The sequence below is a fragment of the Runella aurantiaca genome (assembly GCF_003339505.1).
Lineage (GTDB): Bacteria > Bacteroidota > Bacteroidia > Cytophagales > Spirosomataceae > Runella > Runella aurantiaca.
The window spans coordinates 1-16,351 of record NZ_QPIW01000020.1; the positions used below are offsets into that span (position 1 = coordinate 1).

A 16,351-nucleotide genomic window follows, 5' to 3' on the forward strand; every position below is an offset into this window, starting at 1 on the left:
TTGACTGTGCAAAATCGTTACGATTTGCTCCTCTGTAAAATTGCTTTTTTTCATTTGGATACCGTTTAAAAGTGAAATTTATAATTTTTTCTACTTTTAAATGGATACGGTTCGGGGAATGAGGACAATTTAGTTTTTTTGACGCAGCCATTTCTGCGCGACATGGCCGACACCAAGAAGCCCAAAAATCTACATATATAATTTTAAAGTTGTTTTTTCTTATTACATTATCCCAAGAGTAAATTATAGTTTTATCATTTATATTTATCAATGATAGTTTATCAAACTTTAATGCCTCAAGCTGAGGTTGATAGTTTTGAATAGCATAGCTCTTAAAAACTGGATGACTAGCATCGTTCAAGTATGATTGATAAATAGGGAATGCCAAACTTTGATTTTCTTTAAAAGCTAATCGCAGGATATCAAAAAGTAAGATTTCTTTTGTGTTACCAGTCAAGTTATTTAGAACAGTATTATAAAGCTTTCCCCAATCAGTAGGTCTCTCTTGTTTTGCCAAAAAAACTACGTAATTTAAAATTGATGAACGATACTCTGGGTGGTAATAAAAAGCTTCATCCATCTTAATGAGTTCAAACATTTTTTTTACAATTAAAGAATCTTCTTTTTTTCGAGAAGTTACATACGGCGAATAGTATGGAAAAGTAATATTACTCAATGACTGATAATAAAAACTGTTTTGAATTTGCAATTTAAAAATATCTCTAATTTTATATTTTAACGAATAATTTTCCAAAAACTCCACTCGTTTTTTGTATAAATTTTCTTGAATATTAATACGCATATTAGATGATGTTGAGAACGGCAATTCTCCTACCATAAATCCTTCAAATTCTCCAACGTTCTCATTCAATTGCCTAAAAAAATCAAGTTCATTAGTTCTTACTTGACTATTTTCACAATAGAATATTGTTTCGTCTTTAGTATTTTTTGAAATAACTACTGTATCATTAGGGTAAACCACAAATGAAGTATATTTATTCGGCCGTGTTCCTTTGCTCCCGTCAACTGTAATGATTCTAATCGGAAAATCAGTTTCAATTGTCTGTATTTTTTTAGTACTCTTTTCAAATACAAACTGTTCTGGTTTCTCGTAAAAAGCATTTGTCCAATAAAATATTAATGGAGAATCACTCTTCTTATAGTCAATAAATAACTTAATTTCTCCATTTTTAACTTTAGATTGCGAGTAACAGCAAAACGAAAGTAAACAGTTAAAAACAACATTTATTAAAAAGTTCTTTTTCATGTGCTTTTTGATTTTAATTTTTTCGAATGAAGCTGTTTAAACTTTTATTTTTTAGTCTAAAATTAGTTAAATATGCACTAAGTTTAGACTAAAACTTAGCTTTCATGTTTTGATAAATAGCGATAATAATAAATATAGACTCAAGCAAATCTTTAAAAATCAGCCTTGAGAAAAGTTCAAACAACTTCGATTAATATATTTTAGGGAAGGTATATTAACCCCTCCCTAAAAATCAATTAGCATCCGCTATCACAACACCAGCCATAACCTGCACCATATTGGAGGTTATATTGTTTCGATTTTTTCTTCGCTTGATTTTTACTCATTGAACCTGGGGCTAAGTGCATTTGGCCATTAGAGTCCAGACTCCATAAATAACAAGCTCCTCCCTTTACACTTTTCATTTCAGCCCTCGTAAGAGCTGAATCCATAAAATTTGATAATCTGTTCATGGTTTTCATTGAGCGGCTTACCGCCATTGTTAAATTGTTTAAAAAATTGATTTATTTGAATTGGCCAATTCCAACATTAGAATAATAAGTACAGAGTTTAGGCAACTCTCGCACTTGGTAAAATTTAGGCAGCTCTACTGCATTTAAAAAAGTAGTAGGGGCTGTCATTACTCCTGCTAATTCAAGCCAACGAATATGTAATTGCAGCTGTTGAATAGCAGCCTCGCTTAGATAATCACCTTTCGTTTGCTCACTCCATTCATCATAATATCTTTCGCTTGTTCCAAACCAATGATGTATTGCGTCTTGCATCTGATCAGTGGGCAAACTCAGTATTTGTCTCGCTACTTTGCTTGCTACATAATCATCTAAAAAACCTGCCGCCAAAATGATTTTCACCTGCACTGTATCATTTGTTTCAAGCCATTTTTTGAGTTCCAAATAATTACGTCGGCAAGCTGCACAGGTGGGGTTTGTGACCATAATCAACGTATTTTCAGCCTCAAGATTCCCCAATGTAATTACCTGCATCCCTTCAAAAATCGGTGGTAATACACGCTGCTTGCTCATTAACCCCTGCAAATAATCCGGGTCAAATTTTAGTTTTTGAAATTCCCGAAATAAGGAATCATAGCGGGTAGATTTCTGTAAGTGTCCTTTAAATAACGCCCAAGGGGCAGGTACAACAGCAAAAGCACCTAACAAATACACTATCGAAGCAGACGAAAAATCAAACATCAGCAAAGGTTGTCCTTCATCGGAGAAAAGGGCAGAAATTCCCAACCCAAACTCTATCCAAAGCAATCCCTGAACCGTCAAACACAACACACACCACTCCCGCGCTACACGCCATTGGTAGTAAACAGACCAAAAGGTATACGGCAAAGAAAGAAGGGTCAAAATGAAAAGTGCTGTGTGTAAAATAGTAAGCTGTATACTGTTCCCTGTCCACATACCTGTTGCCAAAGCTATTAGGCTGCCCGTAAAATAAAACAGCCCTATCTCACTCCAACTCAACCACTCGGTTACTTTAGCAGCGGGTGATTGAAGGATATTTTGGCAATTACTACGGCTATTGATTTGGCATACTTTCTGTAAAAAAGAGTTTTGGGAGTCAATGCCGTACCAAACCAACATCCGCTCACAATGGTTCCTGCTAATTTGGTCGCTAAAAGGCCATAATAGGAAAGATGGGAGGTAAAAGGGAATTTTTGAAGCAAACTCCACAGAACTACACCTAAACATACCAATATCGCGCTCATAATGAATGGAATACGTAAAGACCCAATCCATTCTCGACGACGGTTTTTGGTATACTCACGCTCACCCGAAGTTGCATCGGGTGCTATCAATAAGGCAACGCCCGTCCATTTATGTACAAAATCGTTGTAACTATCTGTTTGCCAACCACGTTGGGAATGCAGCCACTCTACGGTGCTGCCAACTTTTCGGACGGGCACAAACACTCCACTATCAACCTGCAATTGCGCCAAAGCAGGAAGGGGTATTTCAGGCAAACGGTCGGGTGTAAGGCGCGTAGCCATATTGGGTACGTTGAAATCGGTCAATACATCACTCAGCGCACTTAGGCTTGGGAAATCAGGATGTTGCCATAGCGCATTGCGCAAACTACGCGCCGTAACGCGTACCTTACTCAGGTAGAGGAGCATATTGGTAGCTTCAAAGGCGTTTTTTTCAGAAGGGTTTAGTTTCATAGATTTTTATTTTTATCACCCTGCAAGGGTCTAAACTATCTTAGGCCAATACCGCTGAATACTTATCCACAAGAAGGCTCTGCACTGCCCCTTTTATTTTCTCTTCCTTGTATTCGTCTACTATTACTTCCCTAAACTGCCTCACTTTCTCGCGAAATGTTTTTTCTTCCAACAATCTTTCAAGCTTCTTTTTCAAATCCCCAACACGCTCATGCGCAAAAGCACCGCGCAGGCCCAGGCCATGATATTCTATTTTGAGGGCATTACCGTTTTGGTCGTAGTGGGGGTCGAGGGGATAGGCCAACATCGGTACGCCGTAATAAATACTCTCTTTGATAGACCCAAACCCCGCGTGAGTAATAAACACGTCGGCGGTGGCCAATACCCGCAGTTGCGGCACTCGGCTAAAAAAGTGCGTGCGGTCGGTGAGCAGTTTTCGGGCGCGGAGGGTTTCTATCACGTATTTGTTTACCGAGCATACTAACCGAACATTCGGCAATTCATTAACCACTGCCAATAAGTTGGTTACAAAGCGTAATAATGTGGCGTCGGCCCCTTCGTGAAAGGTACCAAAACTGCAATAGATCAGCCTCTCGGCAACGGCCGCTCGGCCTAAATCCCTTTTAAGGGGAGGGACTTTATTTTGCTGTAGTCGTAAGTTCACGATATGCTCCCAAGCTTGCTCAAATACGGGATCAAGCTCAGTATCTTGCCGATGCTCGCGCATACACAGCCCCAAATAGTGCTGATTAGGCTTGCGTATTTCGGGGGCAAATTCAAACTCCAACGGAGCCAATATCAATTCGGGTACGTTGGCAATCACCTGCGTCACGGTCGCATTTAGGGCCAAGGGATAATCAGGCAGCGCCTCCGCCAACTGCTGTATTCGTTGTCGATGGCGAGCAATAGTCCATTGTATAAGCCAATACCTCACCCCAACCCCTCTCCATGTTGGAGAGGGACTTTTTTTTCTTTTCTTTTCCAAATGAAGAAGGGGTTGGGACGGTACGCCGCGCGGAATGAGGTAACGATCCGGTACACTCGGCCAATCCCGCACCCGATAGGTAGAAGGCATGGGATTGAAAAACAATAACTTAAACTCACTTCGGCGTGGGTTCAACACCCAGAAATCGGTACAGACAAACAAATCTATCAAAATGGCTGATGGGCGAATCTCATCAATGAGCGCGTCTAATTCACGCTTACGCTCCCAATACAATTCGTCGGTACGGTAGGCTTTCAGCAGTCGCCAATAAGTGAGCTTTTGTTTTTTGGAAGCCAAAAAAGAGGTTTCCATGTGGTAACCTATTCTATACCCTGAATTCTTTACGGCTTGGTAGCCGTTCTTCACCACGATTTCGGCCAATACTTGGCTTGTTACGGCATAGTACACTTCGTATTCATCCGCCAACAAATCCGCCAAGTACAGCGAGGGCAATACGTGGCTTCGGATGGCGGCAGGAAGAATCAATACGCGGGGTTTCATGTGGTAGTTTTTTCAACCTTCAACCTTGATAAGGTTTAAAACCTTATCAAGGTTAGGTTAGCACACCACAAAAGACTATACTTTTTTCAAGAAACAGTATCGGTTTTCCGATATTTTCAATCGGTTTTCCGATTTTTTTTGCTTGAAGACCGTTTGATAAGTTTTCGATAAAAGGCATACATCATCTATACGATTTTTTTATCTTGCGACGTTACACAGCTATAGCCGTCCCTACTTTAATTATACGTGAACGTTATGGACTACTCTCGAAAGAGCGTATCTATCCACTATTTATCGATATATGTATGACACTTGGGACCCTTTTACTAAACCTACGCCATGAGCACAATTTATCGCAGAAAGACGTAGCCGCCGCCGTCAACGTGGCGCAAAGCACCTACTGCGACTGGGAAAGTGATAAACACTTGCCCAAAATCGCCTACATTCGGCCATTGGCCGCCCTTTTTAAGGTAAAAGAAGAAGTGCTCCTGCACAGGATTTATGGGCAAAATGCCGCTACCGAAACAGAGCTACATCGCCTAAAAACCGAAAACGAGTATTTACGCCAACGCGACGCCAAACAGGAAGAAACTATCCAGGTATTGGAAAATACCATAAAGAAGCTTTCTCAAACCAATTCTTCAAATGGAAAAATAAATGAACAGATGGGGGGGGGCGGCAACACCTTGATTTCCAGTAAATTAAAAAAGGGATAACCTGCTGAGGCTATCCCTTTTTTAATACAATTCGACCGAATTGGTTTACTTCTTTTCGCCGCCCCCTTTTGGTGGGTTGTTGGTTTTATTGGGATTGGCGGCATTGGCCGAAGGATTTCCTCCTCCTCCGCCTTTTTTCTTTTTATTTCTGTTACGATTACCGCTTTGTTGCTGGTCACGGTCGCGGCTGCTGAATTTCTTATCCATCTTCGCCAAATCGCTATTGATGCCGGGAGCAGGCAACAACGATACAAGCTCTTCGATTTCGAGCACTTCCAACGAAACGGGCTTTTGTCCTTTGGTATTAAGGCTCAATATCCGATTGACGTTTTCTAGCGAAATTGGGTGCCAAGTGGTGCTGTCATTCTCGTAGCCAAACCACATGATTTTCTTGAAAATATCCGTTTTTTGCAGGTGTGCTTTTCCCTTTTGGGTTTGAAGCGGCGCATCTACGTGCGGAATATCCTTGAGGGCATCAATGTAGGTTTCGAGTTCGTAATTCAGGCAGCATTTCAAGCGCCCGCACTGACCCGACAATTTGGTCGGATTCAGCGATAGGTTTTGGTAACGAGCCGCCGAAGTGGTGATATTTTTGAAATCGGTCAACCACGTAGAGCAGCATAACTCACGGCCACAGGCTCCGATACCACCCAAACGTCCCGCCTCTTGACGAAGGCTAATCTGGCGCATCTCGATTCGCGCCTTAAATTCTCCCGCCAATACTTTGATTAATTCACGAAAATCGACGCGCTCGTCGGCTGAATAATAAAAAGTAGCTTTGGTATTGTCTGACTGAAACTCTACATCTGAGAGTTTCATATTAAGTTTCATGTCTTTGACCAACTCTCGGGCGCGGTACATGGTGGTGAGGTCGCGGGCGATACTTTGCTCGTGCTTTTCCAAATCGCGCGGAGTGGCTACGCGATAAATGCTCTTCAGGTTTTCGTCGTTGGCCACTTTCTTTTTGACCATTTGCAGGCGAACCAAATCTCCCTGCAATGATACTGAGCCAATATGATAGCCCGAGGCCATCTCGCACACGACGTAGTCGCCAGTGTGCAAATCGAGTTGATTTATGTTGCGAAAATACTCTTTACGTCCGCCCTTAAATTTCACTTCTACGACATCAAACCGTTTCATCACTGGCACGTCCATGTCGCTGAGCCAATCAAAAACGTTCATTTTATTACAGCCACCTGTTCCACAAGCGCCATTATTTTGACAACCGGACGTTTTTTCAGTCAAGCCACGAGTACCGCAGCCGCCGGTTGAACATGATTTACAACTCATAGTATATAGTTTACACGGGGCCGCCCGTGCGGTTAGCAGTTGGCAGTTTACAGTCAGTAAGCAATGAATCTTTGCCTACTGTCCACTGCTTACTGCCCCTAGTCGTTATAACGGATCAAATCCAATCCAATATCTTTGCGATAATATTTACCTTCAAATTGTACCGTTGCTGCTGCTTTCTGAGACTTATTAACGGCTCCTTCGAGCGAGTTTGCCAAGGCTGTTAAAGTCAACACACGGCCTCCGTTGCTGAGTACCTCGCCATTTCCATTGGAGGCGGTCCCAGCGTGGAAGACGAGCACGTCTTCTATTCTTTCTAACTCTGCAATTTTCTTGCCTTTTTCATACGCTTCAGGATACCCCCCCGACACAAGCACCGTGGTCACGGCCGTTTGCGCCGAAATCAGCAAATCACTTTCCGCCAATTTTTGGTCGGCGGCGGCGAGCAGAAGCGTCACGAAATCGGACTGAATACGCGGCAATACCACCTCGGTTTCGGGGTCGCCCATGCGCGCATTGTATTCAATCACGTAAGGTTCGCCTTTTACGTTCATTAAACCGATAAAAATAAACCCAACATAGCGGATTCCTTCGGCCTGTAAGCCCGACAAAGTAGGCTTAACGATTTTATTTTCTACCTTCCGCAGGAAGTTTTCATCGGCAAACACAACCGGTGACACCGCCCCCATTCCGCCCGTATTGGGGCCCGTGTCTTTTTCTCCGATTCGCTTGTAATCTTTTGCCTCTGGCAAAATTTTATAGTTGATACCGTCCGTCAATACAAAAACAGAAAGTTCGATTCCTCTTAGAAACTGCTCAACGACCACTTTGTTTCCAGCATCGCCAAACTTGGCATCTACCAGCATATCTTGCATGGCGGCTTTGGCCGTGGCGATGTTCTCCGCAATAATGACTCCCTTGCCAGCGGCTAATCCATCGGCTTTCAAAACAATGGGTAAAGCGTGTGATTCCAGAAAGGCAAGCCCTTCTTCGAGCGTTTCGGAGGTAAATGTGCGAGAAGATGCCGTAGGAATCCCGTACTTCAACATGAAGTTTTTGGAGAAATCCTTACTTCCTTCCAGTTGGGCGCCCAGTCGGTCGGGGCCTACAATTTTGACTCTTGAAAGCTCAGGGCGTGCTTTCAAAAAATCAACAATTCCATTGACCAGCGGCTCTTCTGGCCCCACAATCACCAATTTAATTTTTAAGTCCACAATTGCTTTCGCAGTTGCTTCAAAGTCATTATAGCTAAAGGGGAGATTGGTCGCTACTTGAGCGGTACCTGCATTGCCAGGGGCTACATACAACTCATCACAGTGTGGGCTTTGCGCAATTTTCCAAGCAAAAGCGTGTTCACGTCCGCCCGAACCAAGGATTAGAATGTTCATCTTTTTAGTATAAAAGGGATCGCTACGAGTACAATGTTGAGTAATCATAAAATTAAGAACAAACGCGGGTTTGTTCTTAATTTTATGGGGTTAGCTTTCCACCTAGTTTGCTACTTCTGACAAGAATTTGATACGCATCAATCGGAGTTCGTCCTCGGTGACATCTTCCTCCGCCAACTCATCCATGGCCACTGCGATACTATCGGTTTCGGTTGCCATGAAGTAATCGTAAATATCCCGTTGGCGGTCACGGTCCATAATCTGATTGATGTAGTAATCCAGGTTTAGTTTTGTACCGGAGTAGCAAATGTGTTCAATCTCCTCAATCAACTCGTCCATCCCAAGCCCTTTTGCTTCCGCAATCTCATCCAAATCCACTTTTCGGTCTATCTGCTGAATAATAAAAATCTTCACTTTAGACTTATTAGCTGCTGATTTTACAACTACGTCTTTGGCGGTTTCTATCTCATTTTCTTCAACGTATTTGGTGATTAAATCAATAAACGGTCGTCCAAATTTCGACACTTTTCCCATTCCAACCCCATTAATTTGGGCCATTTCCTGGGACGTAGTGGGATAAGTAGTGGCCATTTCTTCCAACGACGGATCTTGGAAAATCACGTACGGAGGAAGGTTTTTTTCTTTCGCCAGTTTCTTACGCAGTGCTTTTAATAAACCTAAAAGCGCTTCATCGTAGGCATTGCCCCCACCAGCAGGGGCAAGATCCGTTACATCTTCTTCATCGTTTGCTTTCTGAATCTCACTTTCATCAAACGTATGGTCTTTTGAAATCGTAATCGGATAAGGGTCTTTGATAAATTTACGTCCCTTTTCCGTCATTTTTAAGACCCCGAAATTTTCGGAGTCTTTAGACAGAAATCCAAAAATCACCAGTTGACGAATCATGGAGCGCCAGAACTCTACTCCGTATTCCTCTCCTTCTTCTTCATCTTTGAATTTACCAGCGCCGTACATTTCGAGCTTGTTGTGCTCGTAGCTTGTTACATAGATGTTGTCGGTCGCCGTAATCAAGTCGGCAATATGGTCTCCGTCAAATCGCTCGTCCGTTTGGTCGATGGCTTTAAGGACCAAAACTGCCTCTTCCTGAATCCTCATCCGCTGGGTAGGCTTAACGCAATTGTCGCAAAACCCGCAGTCTTTTTCCATGTACTCTCCAAAATAACTCAACAACTGACGGCGGCGACACGCGCCGAGGTTGGCGTAGGCCACCATTTCATTGAGCAAATGGCGCGCGTTGTCACGTTCGGTAACGGACTTATCTTTGTTGAATTTCTCCAGTTTCTGAATATCGTCGATGCAGTAAAACATGACGCAATTTCCTTCCAGGCCATCGCGTCCAGCACGTCCTGTTTCTTGATAATAACCTTCCAGCGACTTGGGCGCGTCGTAGTGAATCACAAAACGCACGTCGGGCTTGTCAATGCCCATTCCAAAAGCAATCGTTGCCACAATCACATCGGCTTCCTCATTGAGAAAGGCATCCTGATTGTGCATCCGCGTCGAAGAGTCCAATCCTGCGTGATAGGGCAGTGCCTTTACATCATTCACATTCAGCAAATTGGCTACTTCTTCCACCGTTTTACGGCTCAGACAATAGATGATACCTGATTTACCTTTGTTGTTTTTAATGTATTTGATGAGTTGTTTATTAACATCTCCTAATTTAGGACGAACTTCGTAGTATAGGTTTTTACGGTTAAACGACGTTTTAAACATCGCCGCTTCTTCCATCCTTAAGTTTTTGACAATATCCTGCTGTACTTTAGGCGTAGCGGTGGCAGTCAATGCGATAAGTGGCAACTCAGGGTTGATGTTATCAATAATTCCTCGGATTCGACGGTATTCAGGTCGAAAATCATGGCCCCACTCAGAAATACAGTGCGCTTCGTCTACCGCCACAAAAGAAATATTGGCTCTTTGCAGAAAATCAAGGTTCTCCTCTTTGGTCAACGATTCTGGAGCAATGTATAACAGTTTTAGTGTCCCGTCTAAGGCATCTTTTTTAACCTTATTAATTTCAGCCTTGTTGAGAGTTGAATTCAAAAATTGGGCATTGATTCCGAAAGCATTGAGTTGATCCACCTGATTTTTCATCAACGCAATAAGGGGCGAGATAACGATAGCAATGCCTTCGGTTGTTATCGCTGGCAGCTGATAGCACAGGGATTTCCCAGCACCAGTAGGCATAATAACGAAGGTGTTATTACCGCCCATGATGCTATTAATGATAGCCTCCTGCTCTCCTCTAAACTGACTGTAACCAAATATTTCTTTGAGTCGCTCTTTAAGCGTATGCTGTACGCCTGTGTCTACCTGAATCATCCTCGTGACTTATAAATTTTAGTGGCTTTTACTCTCCTGATTTACAGGGATTTGTATAGCTTTTGTGGTGAGTTGGAATGTAAAAGAATAACGATTATCAAGAGTTATGCCAATCCGTTGTAATCGGACCCTGAACTCCAGTATCTAAGTTTGAAATTAGTAAAAATTATCAAATTTGACACAACAAATTTTTATCCGTAAAAAAAACATTTTTTTTTACCGAACTACCCAAAATGACTAACAACCTACTGACAGCCAAAACCTTGCAGGGTTTTTATTTAGTAAAATAGGCAGAAAATTTGTTTAAAAATATCCATAATACGTCCGTTTATTTATCGCATCCGCTCCTGCGAACGAACAAATTTCTCGTCGCGACGTATAAAACGGTTGGCAAGTACGTTGGCCAACATGGCTAATATAAGGGAATAAAAACCAAGTCCGAAATCTCCATTGGCGGCGGGATCAAAAAGATTTTTAGCTTTTCCAAACACAAAATACATGACCAAACCCATTATAATCGTCATAAGGACGGAGTTGGCAGCACATAATCCCGACTGGAGCAAACGGTTTTTGTATTGAGACAACGCAAAAGCAGCCAATGCGGCCACCAATGCCCCCAGCAAAGTAAGGTACCACACTGGCGTAATAGCCGCGCTAGTGCCTTGCTGATGGATCAGCCGCAGGGCCGTCAAATGAACCGATTGAGTTGTATCTAATGCTGTTTTATCCCAAATAGGCAGAGAAATCATACCGCCCATTCCTACGGCAACCAAAGCTAAAAAAAGTGACTGAATACGCTGTAACATAACTCGTTAGTAGTTATTCTTATTTGTTTTTAATGATTTATTTACTAATAAAGGATGGCAAAGGTAATCAATTGACTATAATTTTGATACACCCACCAGAGGGAAGATTTCAAACCGTCTTACCAACGCAAACGTTGGACCACAGCACATCATTTTGATAGATAAACTTTATTTTTACGAAAAAATCAGCTTTTAAAAGAATCGAGTATGCTTTCAAAAACGTTCGGCAGTGCAGTGTATGGCGTCAATGCCACCATCATTACCATTGAAGTAACAGTAGGTCAGGGAATGCGTTTTTTTATGGTGGGATTGCCCGACAGTGCCGTCAAAGAAAGTGAGCAACGCGTGGAAGCATCTCTGAAATACTTTAATTACCGTATGCCTCGCCAAAAGGTGGTCGTCAATCTGGCACCTGCGGATATCCGAAAAGAAGGCTCGGCCTATGATTTACCTATTGCTCTGTGTGTACTTCAAGCATCCGACCAATTGGTTGCCCAGAAAAACTTGGAAGACTATATTATCATGGGAGAGCTTTCACTAGATGGCAACCTCCGACCCATCAAAGGGGTATTACCCATTGCCATCGAAGCCCGTAAATTAGGATTCAAAGGATTTATTCTTCCCGCCGCCAACGCCCACGAGGCGGCGATTGTCAATAACCTAGACGTCATTCCTGTCGAAAATCTTAAAGATGCCATCGAGTTTTTTGAAGGCACCAAAGACATCACACCCGTAACCATTGATACCCGGGATATTTTCCTGAGCACCCACAACGAATACGATGCTGATTTTGAGCATGTTCAGGGACAGGAAAACATCAAACGCGCACTCGAAATTTCGGCGGCGGGCGGACACAATGCCATCATGATTGGCCCTCCGGGTTCGGGAAAAACCATGTTGGCCAAGCGAATTCCGTCCATTTTGCCTCCTCTAACGCTCCACGAAGCCCTCGAAACGACCAAAATTCATTCTGTAGCGGGGAAATTGGGGACAAAAGCCGCGCTTATTTCACGACGTCCGTTTCGGGCACCCCACCATACCGTAAGCGACGCCGCCTTGGTGGGTGGCGGTTCGTTTCCCCAACCTGGCGAAATCTCGCTGGCGCATAACGGAGTGCTATTTTTGGACGAACTTCCCGAATTCAAACGTACAGTTTTGGAAGTGATGCGACAACCGCTCGAAGAACGCCGCGTAACCATTTCACGTACGAAATGGGCCATTGAATTTCCTGCCAATTTTATGCTCATTGCCAGCATGAACCCTTGTCCGTGCGGCTATTATAACCATCCCGAAAAAGAATGTGTCTGCCCACCAGGAGCGGTACAGCGCTATCTGAACAAAATCAGCGGTCCCCTCCTCGACCGCATTGATTTGCACGTAGAAGTCACGCCCGTTTCGTTTGACCAAATTGCCTCTACCCGCAAATCCGAAAACAGCGTCGCCATCCGCGAGCGCGTCATCAAGGCGCGCGAAATCCAAACCGAGCGTTTTAAAGAAAATACGGGTATTTACTGCAATGCCATGATGCCATCGCAAATGGTGAAAGAAATTTGTGACATTAATCCTGCGGGCAAGATTCTGCTCAAAACCGCCATGGAACGCCTCGGACTTTCGGCGCGGGCATACGACCGTATCCTGAAAGTATCACGCACTATTGCCGACTTAGCCGCCAGCCCAGACATCAAAATTGAACACTTAGCCGAAGCCATTCAGTACCGGAGTTTGGATAGAGAAAGTTGGGCGGGGTAGAGCTATATTTGTTTTAATGGTTAAATTTGCGCTACTATGTCAAAAATATTCTTCGAACAATCGAGACCTACATTTTCGGAAATTATAGGGAACGGAAAAACCTTTGAAGTTCCTAATTATCAACGAAATTATAGTTGGCACTATGATGAGTGGGAGGATTTGTGGTTAGATATTGAAGAGCTCAACTCAGACGACAATCATTACATGGGTTATGTGGTTCTAAAGCGTACGCCCAATCCTAAACATTATGAAATAATTGACGGGCAACAACGAATTACGACGCTAAGTATTATTTGTTTGGCATGTATCAGTCTGTTACAGGATTGGATAAACGACGATATTGAGGCTGAAGACAATCGAAAAAGATTAGAATTAATACGAACAGGTTATATCGGCTTTTTGGAAGGGCGTACGCTGGTTACTAAAGCAAAGCTTAGATTAAACCGGATTAACGAATATTTTTTCAGAAGTTACTTGGTCCAGTTGCGTAAACCCAGTAATATAAGCAGCGAAAAACCTTCCGTTCAAAAATTGTACAAAGCTTTTACTTATTTTAAAAAAAAGGTAGAAGAAAAGTTTGAGTCAAATAAATCTGGTGCGGCTTTGTTTGATTTTGTAGACGGTAATTTAGGCAGCAATTTATTTTTCACACTTATTGAAGTAGGTGATGATACAAATGCTTACAAAATTTTTGAAACTCTTAATGCAAGAGGGGTAAAACTGTCGGCTTCTGATTTACTGAAAAATTATTTATTTTCTCTTATCTTATCTGATTCACCTGCATTGGTAGAAGATTTAGATATGAAATGGGACGCCATAAACGACATCCTTGGAAATACAGAAGTTACCACCTATTTACGCCATTATTGGAATGCTCGCCAAAATAAAATCGAACGAAAATCCACCTTATTCAAGGCGTTAAAAAGAAAGGTGGCCAAGCAGCAGGAAGCATTGGATTTATTAAACAGCTTGGAAGAAAATGTAAGTGTATATGCAGCATTAAGCGATGAAAATAATGCATTGTGGTCGGATGATGAGAGAAAATCCATTAAAGAGCTGAATTTATTTGACGTAACTCAGTGCTACTCTTTATTGCTTGTAGCGAAAGAGAAGTTAGCACCTAGCGAATTTGTAAAGCTACTTAAGGATATAGTTGTTATAAGTTTCAGGTATAATATCATAGGCGGACAAAATCCCAATGAGTTGGAAAGGGTATATAACGACACTGCCAACAAAGTGTTCAGGGGAGAACTAACAACCGCAAAGGCAATTTTTAAATCATTGGAAAGCGTATATATAGCGGATACAAATTTCAAAAATGACTTTGCTACAAAATCAATTAATACAAATAAAGCAAATCAACTCGTTAAGTATATCCTCTCAAAACTTGAAAGGCAATACGGAGGAAACGAAATAGATTTAAACGATAAGTCGGTAACGATTGAACATATTCTACCCGAAAAGCCCACGGATGAGTGGATTGAAGCGTTCCACAACACAGATACTTCCCAATATATCTACCGAATTGGAAATTTAACGTTATTAAAAACCAACACCAATAATACTGTTGGAAGAAAACTCTTTGGAGATAAATACTCTGAATACAAAAAAAGTGATTTTAAATTAACAAATTCACATCTTGAGTATGATAAATGGGATGCAAGTACAATAAGCAGCAGGCAAAGAGACATGGCTACCAAAGTTATCTCCATTTGGAAAATAAATTATTTATAGCCAATTCTCCCCTACGTCACATCCCTATACAGCTCCTCCACAACCCTGCGGCCTGATTCAATCGCGCCGTGAACGGTGCCGCTGTGGCCGCCGTAGTGCGTAGCCTCCCCTGCAAAATAAACTTTGCGCTGCACGGGCAACGACAGCGTTTGGCGGGTCAGGAGTCCGCCGCCACCCACGATGGGATATGAGTAAGCACCCTTAATAAAAGGGTCTTTGCCCCAATCCATGAGACGGGCATTCGTAAGGGCACCAGAGGCAACGCCTTTCCCATAAATCACATCCAACTCTTTGATGATGCTTTGAATCGCCGCCGCGCTCGATTGCGCACTGAGGGCTTCGGCTCTTTCACCCATCGTCAAGCCCGTCAAAACAAAGGATTTTGTGCTGCGCCCGTTTGAACTTACCCGGTATTCAGGCACTGCGCCCGATGTATACACCGAATCTGTGGCGGCATCCCAAAAACGTCTATTGAACTCCAATATTACTTTCATTCCCGCCCCCATACCAATACTCCTAATGGAAGCAATCTTAGATTCTGGTAGCGCGGGAGTAAACTGTAAATCAGTGCTTTGCAGCACAGCGAGCGGCACCGTTATAATCACCTTGTCTACGTAGCGCCGCTGGGCTTGGGCATCTTCCAGCATGATGCGTTCGTTGGTATAATCAATGCGCTTGATTTGCGTATTAAGGACAACCCTTGGCAGTATATTTTTGAATTTTTCTTCTAAAACAGAAGTTAACGACCGATTTGCGAGCAAGAACTCTCCCTCTCCCGCAGACCAAGCTTGGCGCTCCTCGGTTGTGCCCAAAACACTCAGGCGGTTGGCCGACGTACCGTGGGCATTGGCCACCAAGGCATCGGCGATGTGCCGCACTCCAGACGCTAATTTGGCCGATTCCATGTATTGAAGCAAGGTAGTGTCGGCCCCCGAATAATTCATTGCCTGTTGAACCAAAGACACCGCCGCTTTAAAATCAGCGTTATTGCTCCATTGGGATTCGGAAAGAACCTGATTACCAATTTGATAGAAATCTGTCGAGATGTTAGGCACAAAAGGCGCCCCCGATTCTTTGACCCAATCGCACCAGAGCGAGCGATTTCCCTGAATTTTTTCGGCTCCCAGCTCAAGGTCGAAATCTGTAAAACCTTTCAACGAACGAATGCGCCCGCCAATTTGGTCGGCCGCTTCATAAATGGTATAATTTGCTTTCTTTTCTGCCAACAAATAGCCGGCATACAGTCCCGCCGCCCCCGCTCCGATAATGGCAATCTGTCCTTTGTACTCACGCTCCGCATAGGGGTCTTCTTCTTTACAACTGCCAAAGGCAATGGCTCCAGTGGAAAGGACGGTATTTTTGATAAAATCGCGACGTTGCATAGTGGTGAGTTAATGAGGATTCA

At 42.9% G+C, this 16,351-nt stretch carries 12 protein-coding genes and 1 pseudogene; 3 read left to right on the forward strand and 10 right to left on the reverse strand.

All coding sequences use genetic code 11. The features are described from left to right. The 5 genes and pseudogenes from DVG78_RS20505 to DVG78_RS20525 all read right to left on the reverse strand — a co-directional run. A pseudogene (locus tag DVG78_RS20505) lies at window positions 1–1,267 on the reverse strand (hypothetical protein); the annotation flags it as partial. A gap of 236 nt (window positions 1,268–1,503) precedes the next feature. Next, the gene (locus DVG78_RS20510) at window positions 1,504–1,719 is read right to left on the reverse strand and encodes a hypothetical protein (RefSeq protein WP_147277131.1); all 216 of its coding nucleotides are present in this window, start codon (window positions 1,717–1,719) and stop codon (window positions 1,504–1,506) included. A gap of 51 nt (window positions 1,720–1,770) precedes the next feature. Further along, window positions 1,771–2,856 (reverse strand): vitamin K epoxide reductase family protein, encoded by a 1,086-nt coding sequence (locus tag DVG78_RS20515; protein ID WP_158550065.1) that lies wholly within the window; start codon window positions 2,854–2,856, stop codon window positions 1,771–1,773. Then, a complete protein-coding gene (locus tag DVG78_RS20520; protein ID WP_114462916.1) occupies window positions 2,745–3,434 on the reverse strand; it encodes a cysteine peptidase family C39 domain-containing protein in 690 nt (229 codons plus the stop codon). Before DVG78_RS20520 ends, DVG78_RS20515 begins: the two co-directional genes overlap by 112 nt. A 40-nt stretch (window positions 3,435–3,474) precedes the next feature. Further along, window positions 3,475–4,920, reverse strand: coding sequence for a glycosyltransferase (locus DVG78_RS20525; protein ID WP_114462917.1), 1,446 nt, complete (start codon window positions 4,918–4,920; stop codon window positions 3,475–3,477). Between the two features lie 305 nt (window positions 4,921–5,225). Here DVG78_RS20525 and DVG78_RS20530 point away from each other — a divergent pair, with 305 nt between their 5' ends. Beyond that, complete coding sequence (locus tag DVG78_RS20530) at window positions 5,226–5,636, forward strand: helix-turn-helix transcriptional regulator (RefSeq protein WP_114462918.1); 411 nt, start codon at window positions 5,226–5,228, stop codon at window positions 5,634–5,636. Window positions 5,637–5,681: 45 nt separating this feature from the next. Here the strand turns inward: DVG78_RS20530 and DVG78_RS20535 are convergent, their stop codons facing one another. The 4 genes from DVG78_RS20535 to DVG78_RS20550 all read right to left on the reverse strand — a co-directional run bounded on the left by DVG78_RS20535 (window position 5,682) and on the right by DVG78_RS20550 (window position 11,463). Further along, window positions 5,682–6,926 (reverse strand): PSP1 domain-containing protein, encoded by a 1,245-nt coding sequence (locus DVG78_RS20535; protein ID WP_114462919.1) that lies wholly within the window; start codon window positions 6,924–6,926, stop codon window positions 5,682–5,684. Between the two features lie 98 nt (window positions 6,927–7,024). Beyond that, window positions 7,025–8,314, reverse strand: coding sequence for a phosphoribosylamine--glycine ligase (purD, locus tag DVG78_RS20540; RefSeq protein WP_114462920.1), 1,290 nt, complete (start codon window positions 8,312–8,314; stop codon window positions 7,025–7,027). Window positions 8,315–8,416: 102 nt separating this feature from the next. Beyond that, entirely contained in the window at window positions 8,417–10,657 is a 2,241-nt protein-coding gene (gene recQ / locus DVG78_RS20545) for a DNA helicase RecQ (RefSeq protein WP_114462921.1), read from the reverse strand. Window positions 10,658–10,989: 332 nt separating this feature from the next. Next, entirely contained in the window at window positions 10,990–11,463 is a 474-nt protein-coding gene (locus DVG78_RS20550) for a DUF4293 domain-containing protein (protein WP_114462922.1), read from the reverse strand. Window positions 11,464–11,670: 207 nt separating this feature from the next. Between DVG78_RS20550 and DVG78_RS20555 the strand changes: the two genes are divergently transcribed. Then, complete coding sequence (locus DVG78_RS20555; protein ID WP_114462923.1) at window positions 11,671–13,212, forward strand: YifB family Mg chelatase-like AAA ATPase; 1,542 nt, start codon at window positions 11,671–11,673, stop codon at window positions 13,210–13,212. A 36-nt stretch (window positions 13,213–13,248) separates the two neighbouring features. Further along, window positions 13,249–14,946: a DUF262 domain-containing protein gene (locus DVG78_RS20560; RefSeq protein ID WP_114462924.1), complete on the forward strand. Its 1,698-nt coding sequence runs from the start codon at window positions 13,249–13,251 to the stop codon at window positions 14,944–14,946. 11 nt (window positions 14,947–14,957) lie between these two features. Here the strand turns inward: DVG78_RS20560 and DVG78_RS20565 are convergent, their stop codons facing one another. Then, entirely contained in the window at window positions 14,958–16,328 is a 1,371-nt protein-coding gene (locus tag DVG78_RS20565) for a flavin monoamine oxidase family protein (protein WP_114462925.1), read from the reverse strand. Window positions 16,329–16,351 lie beyond the last annotated feature (23 nt).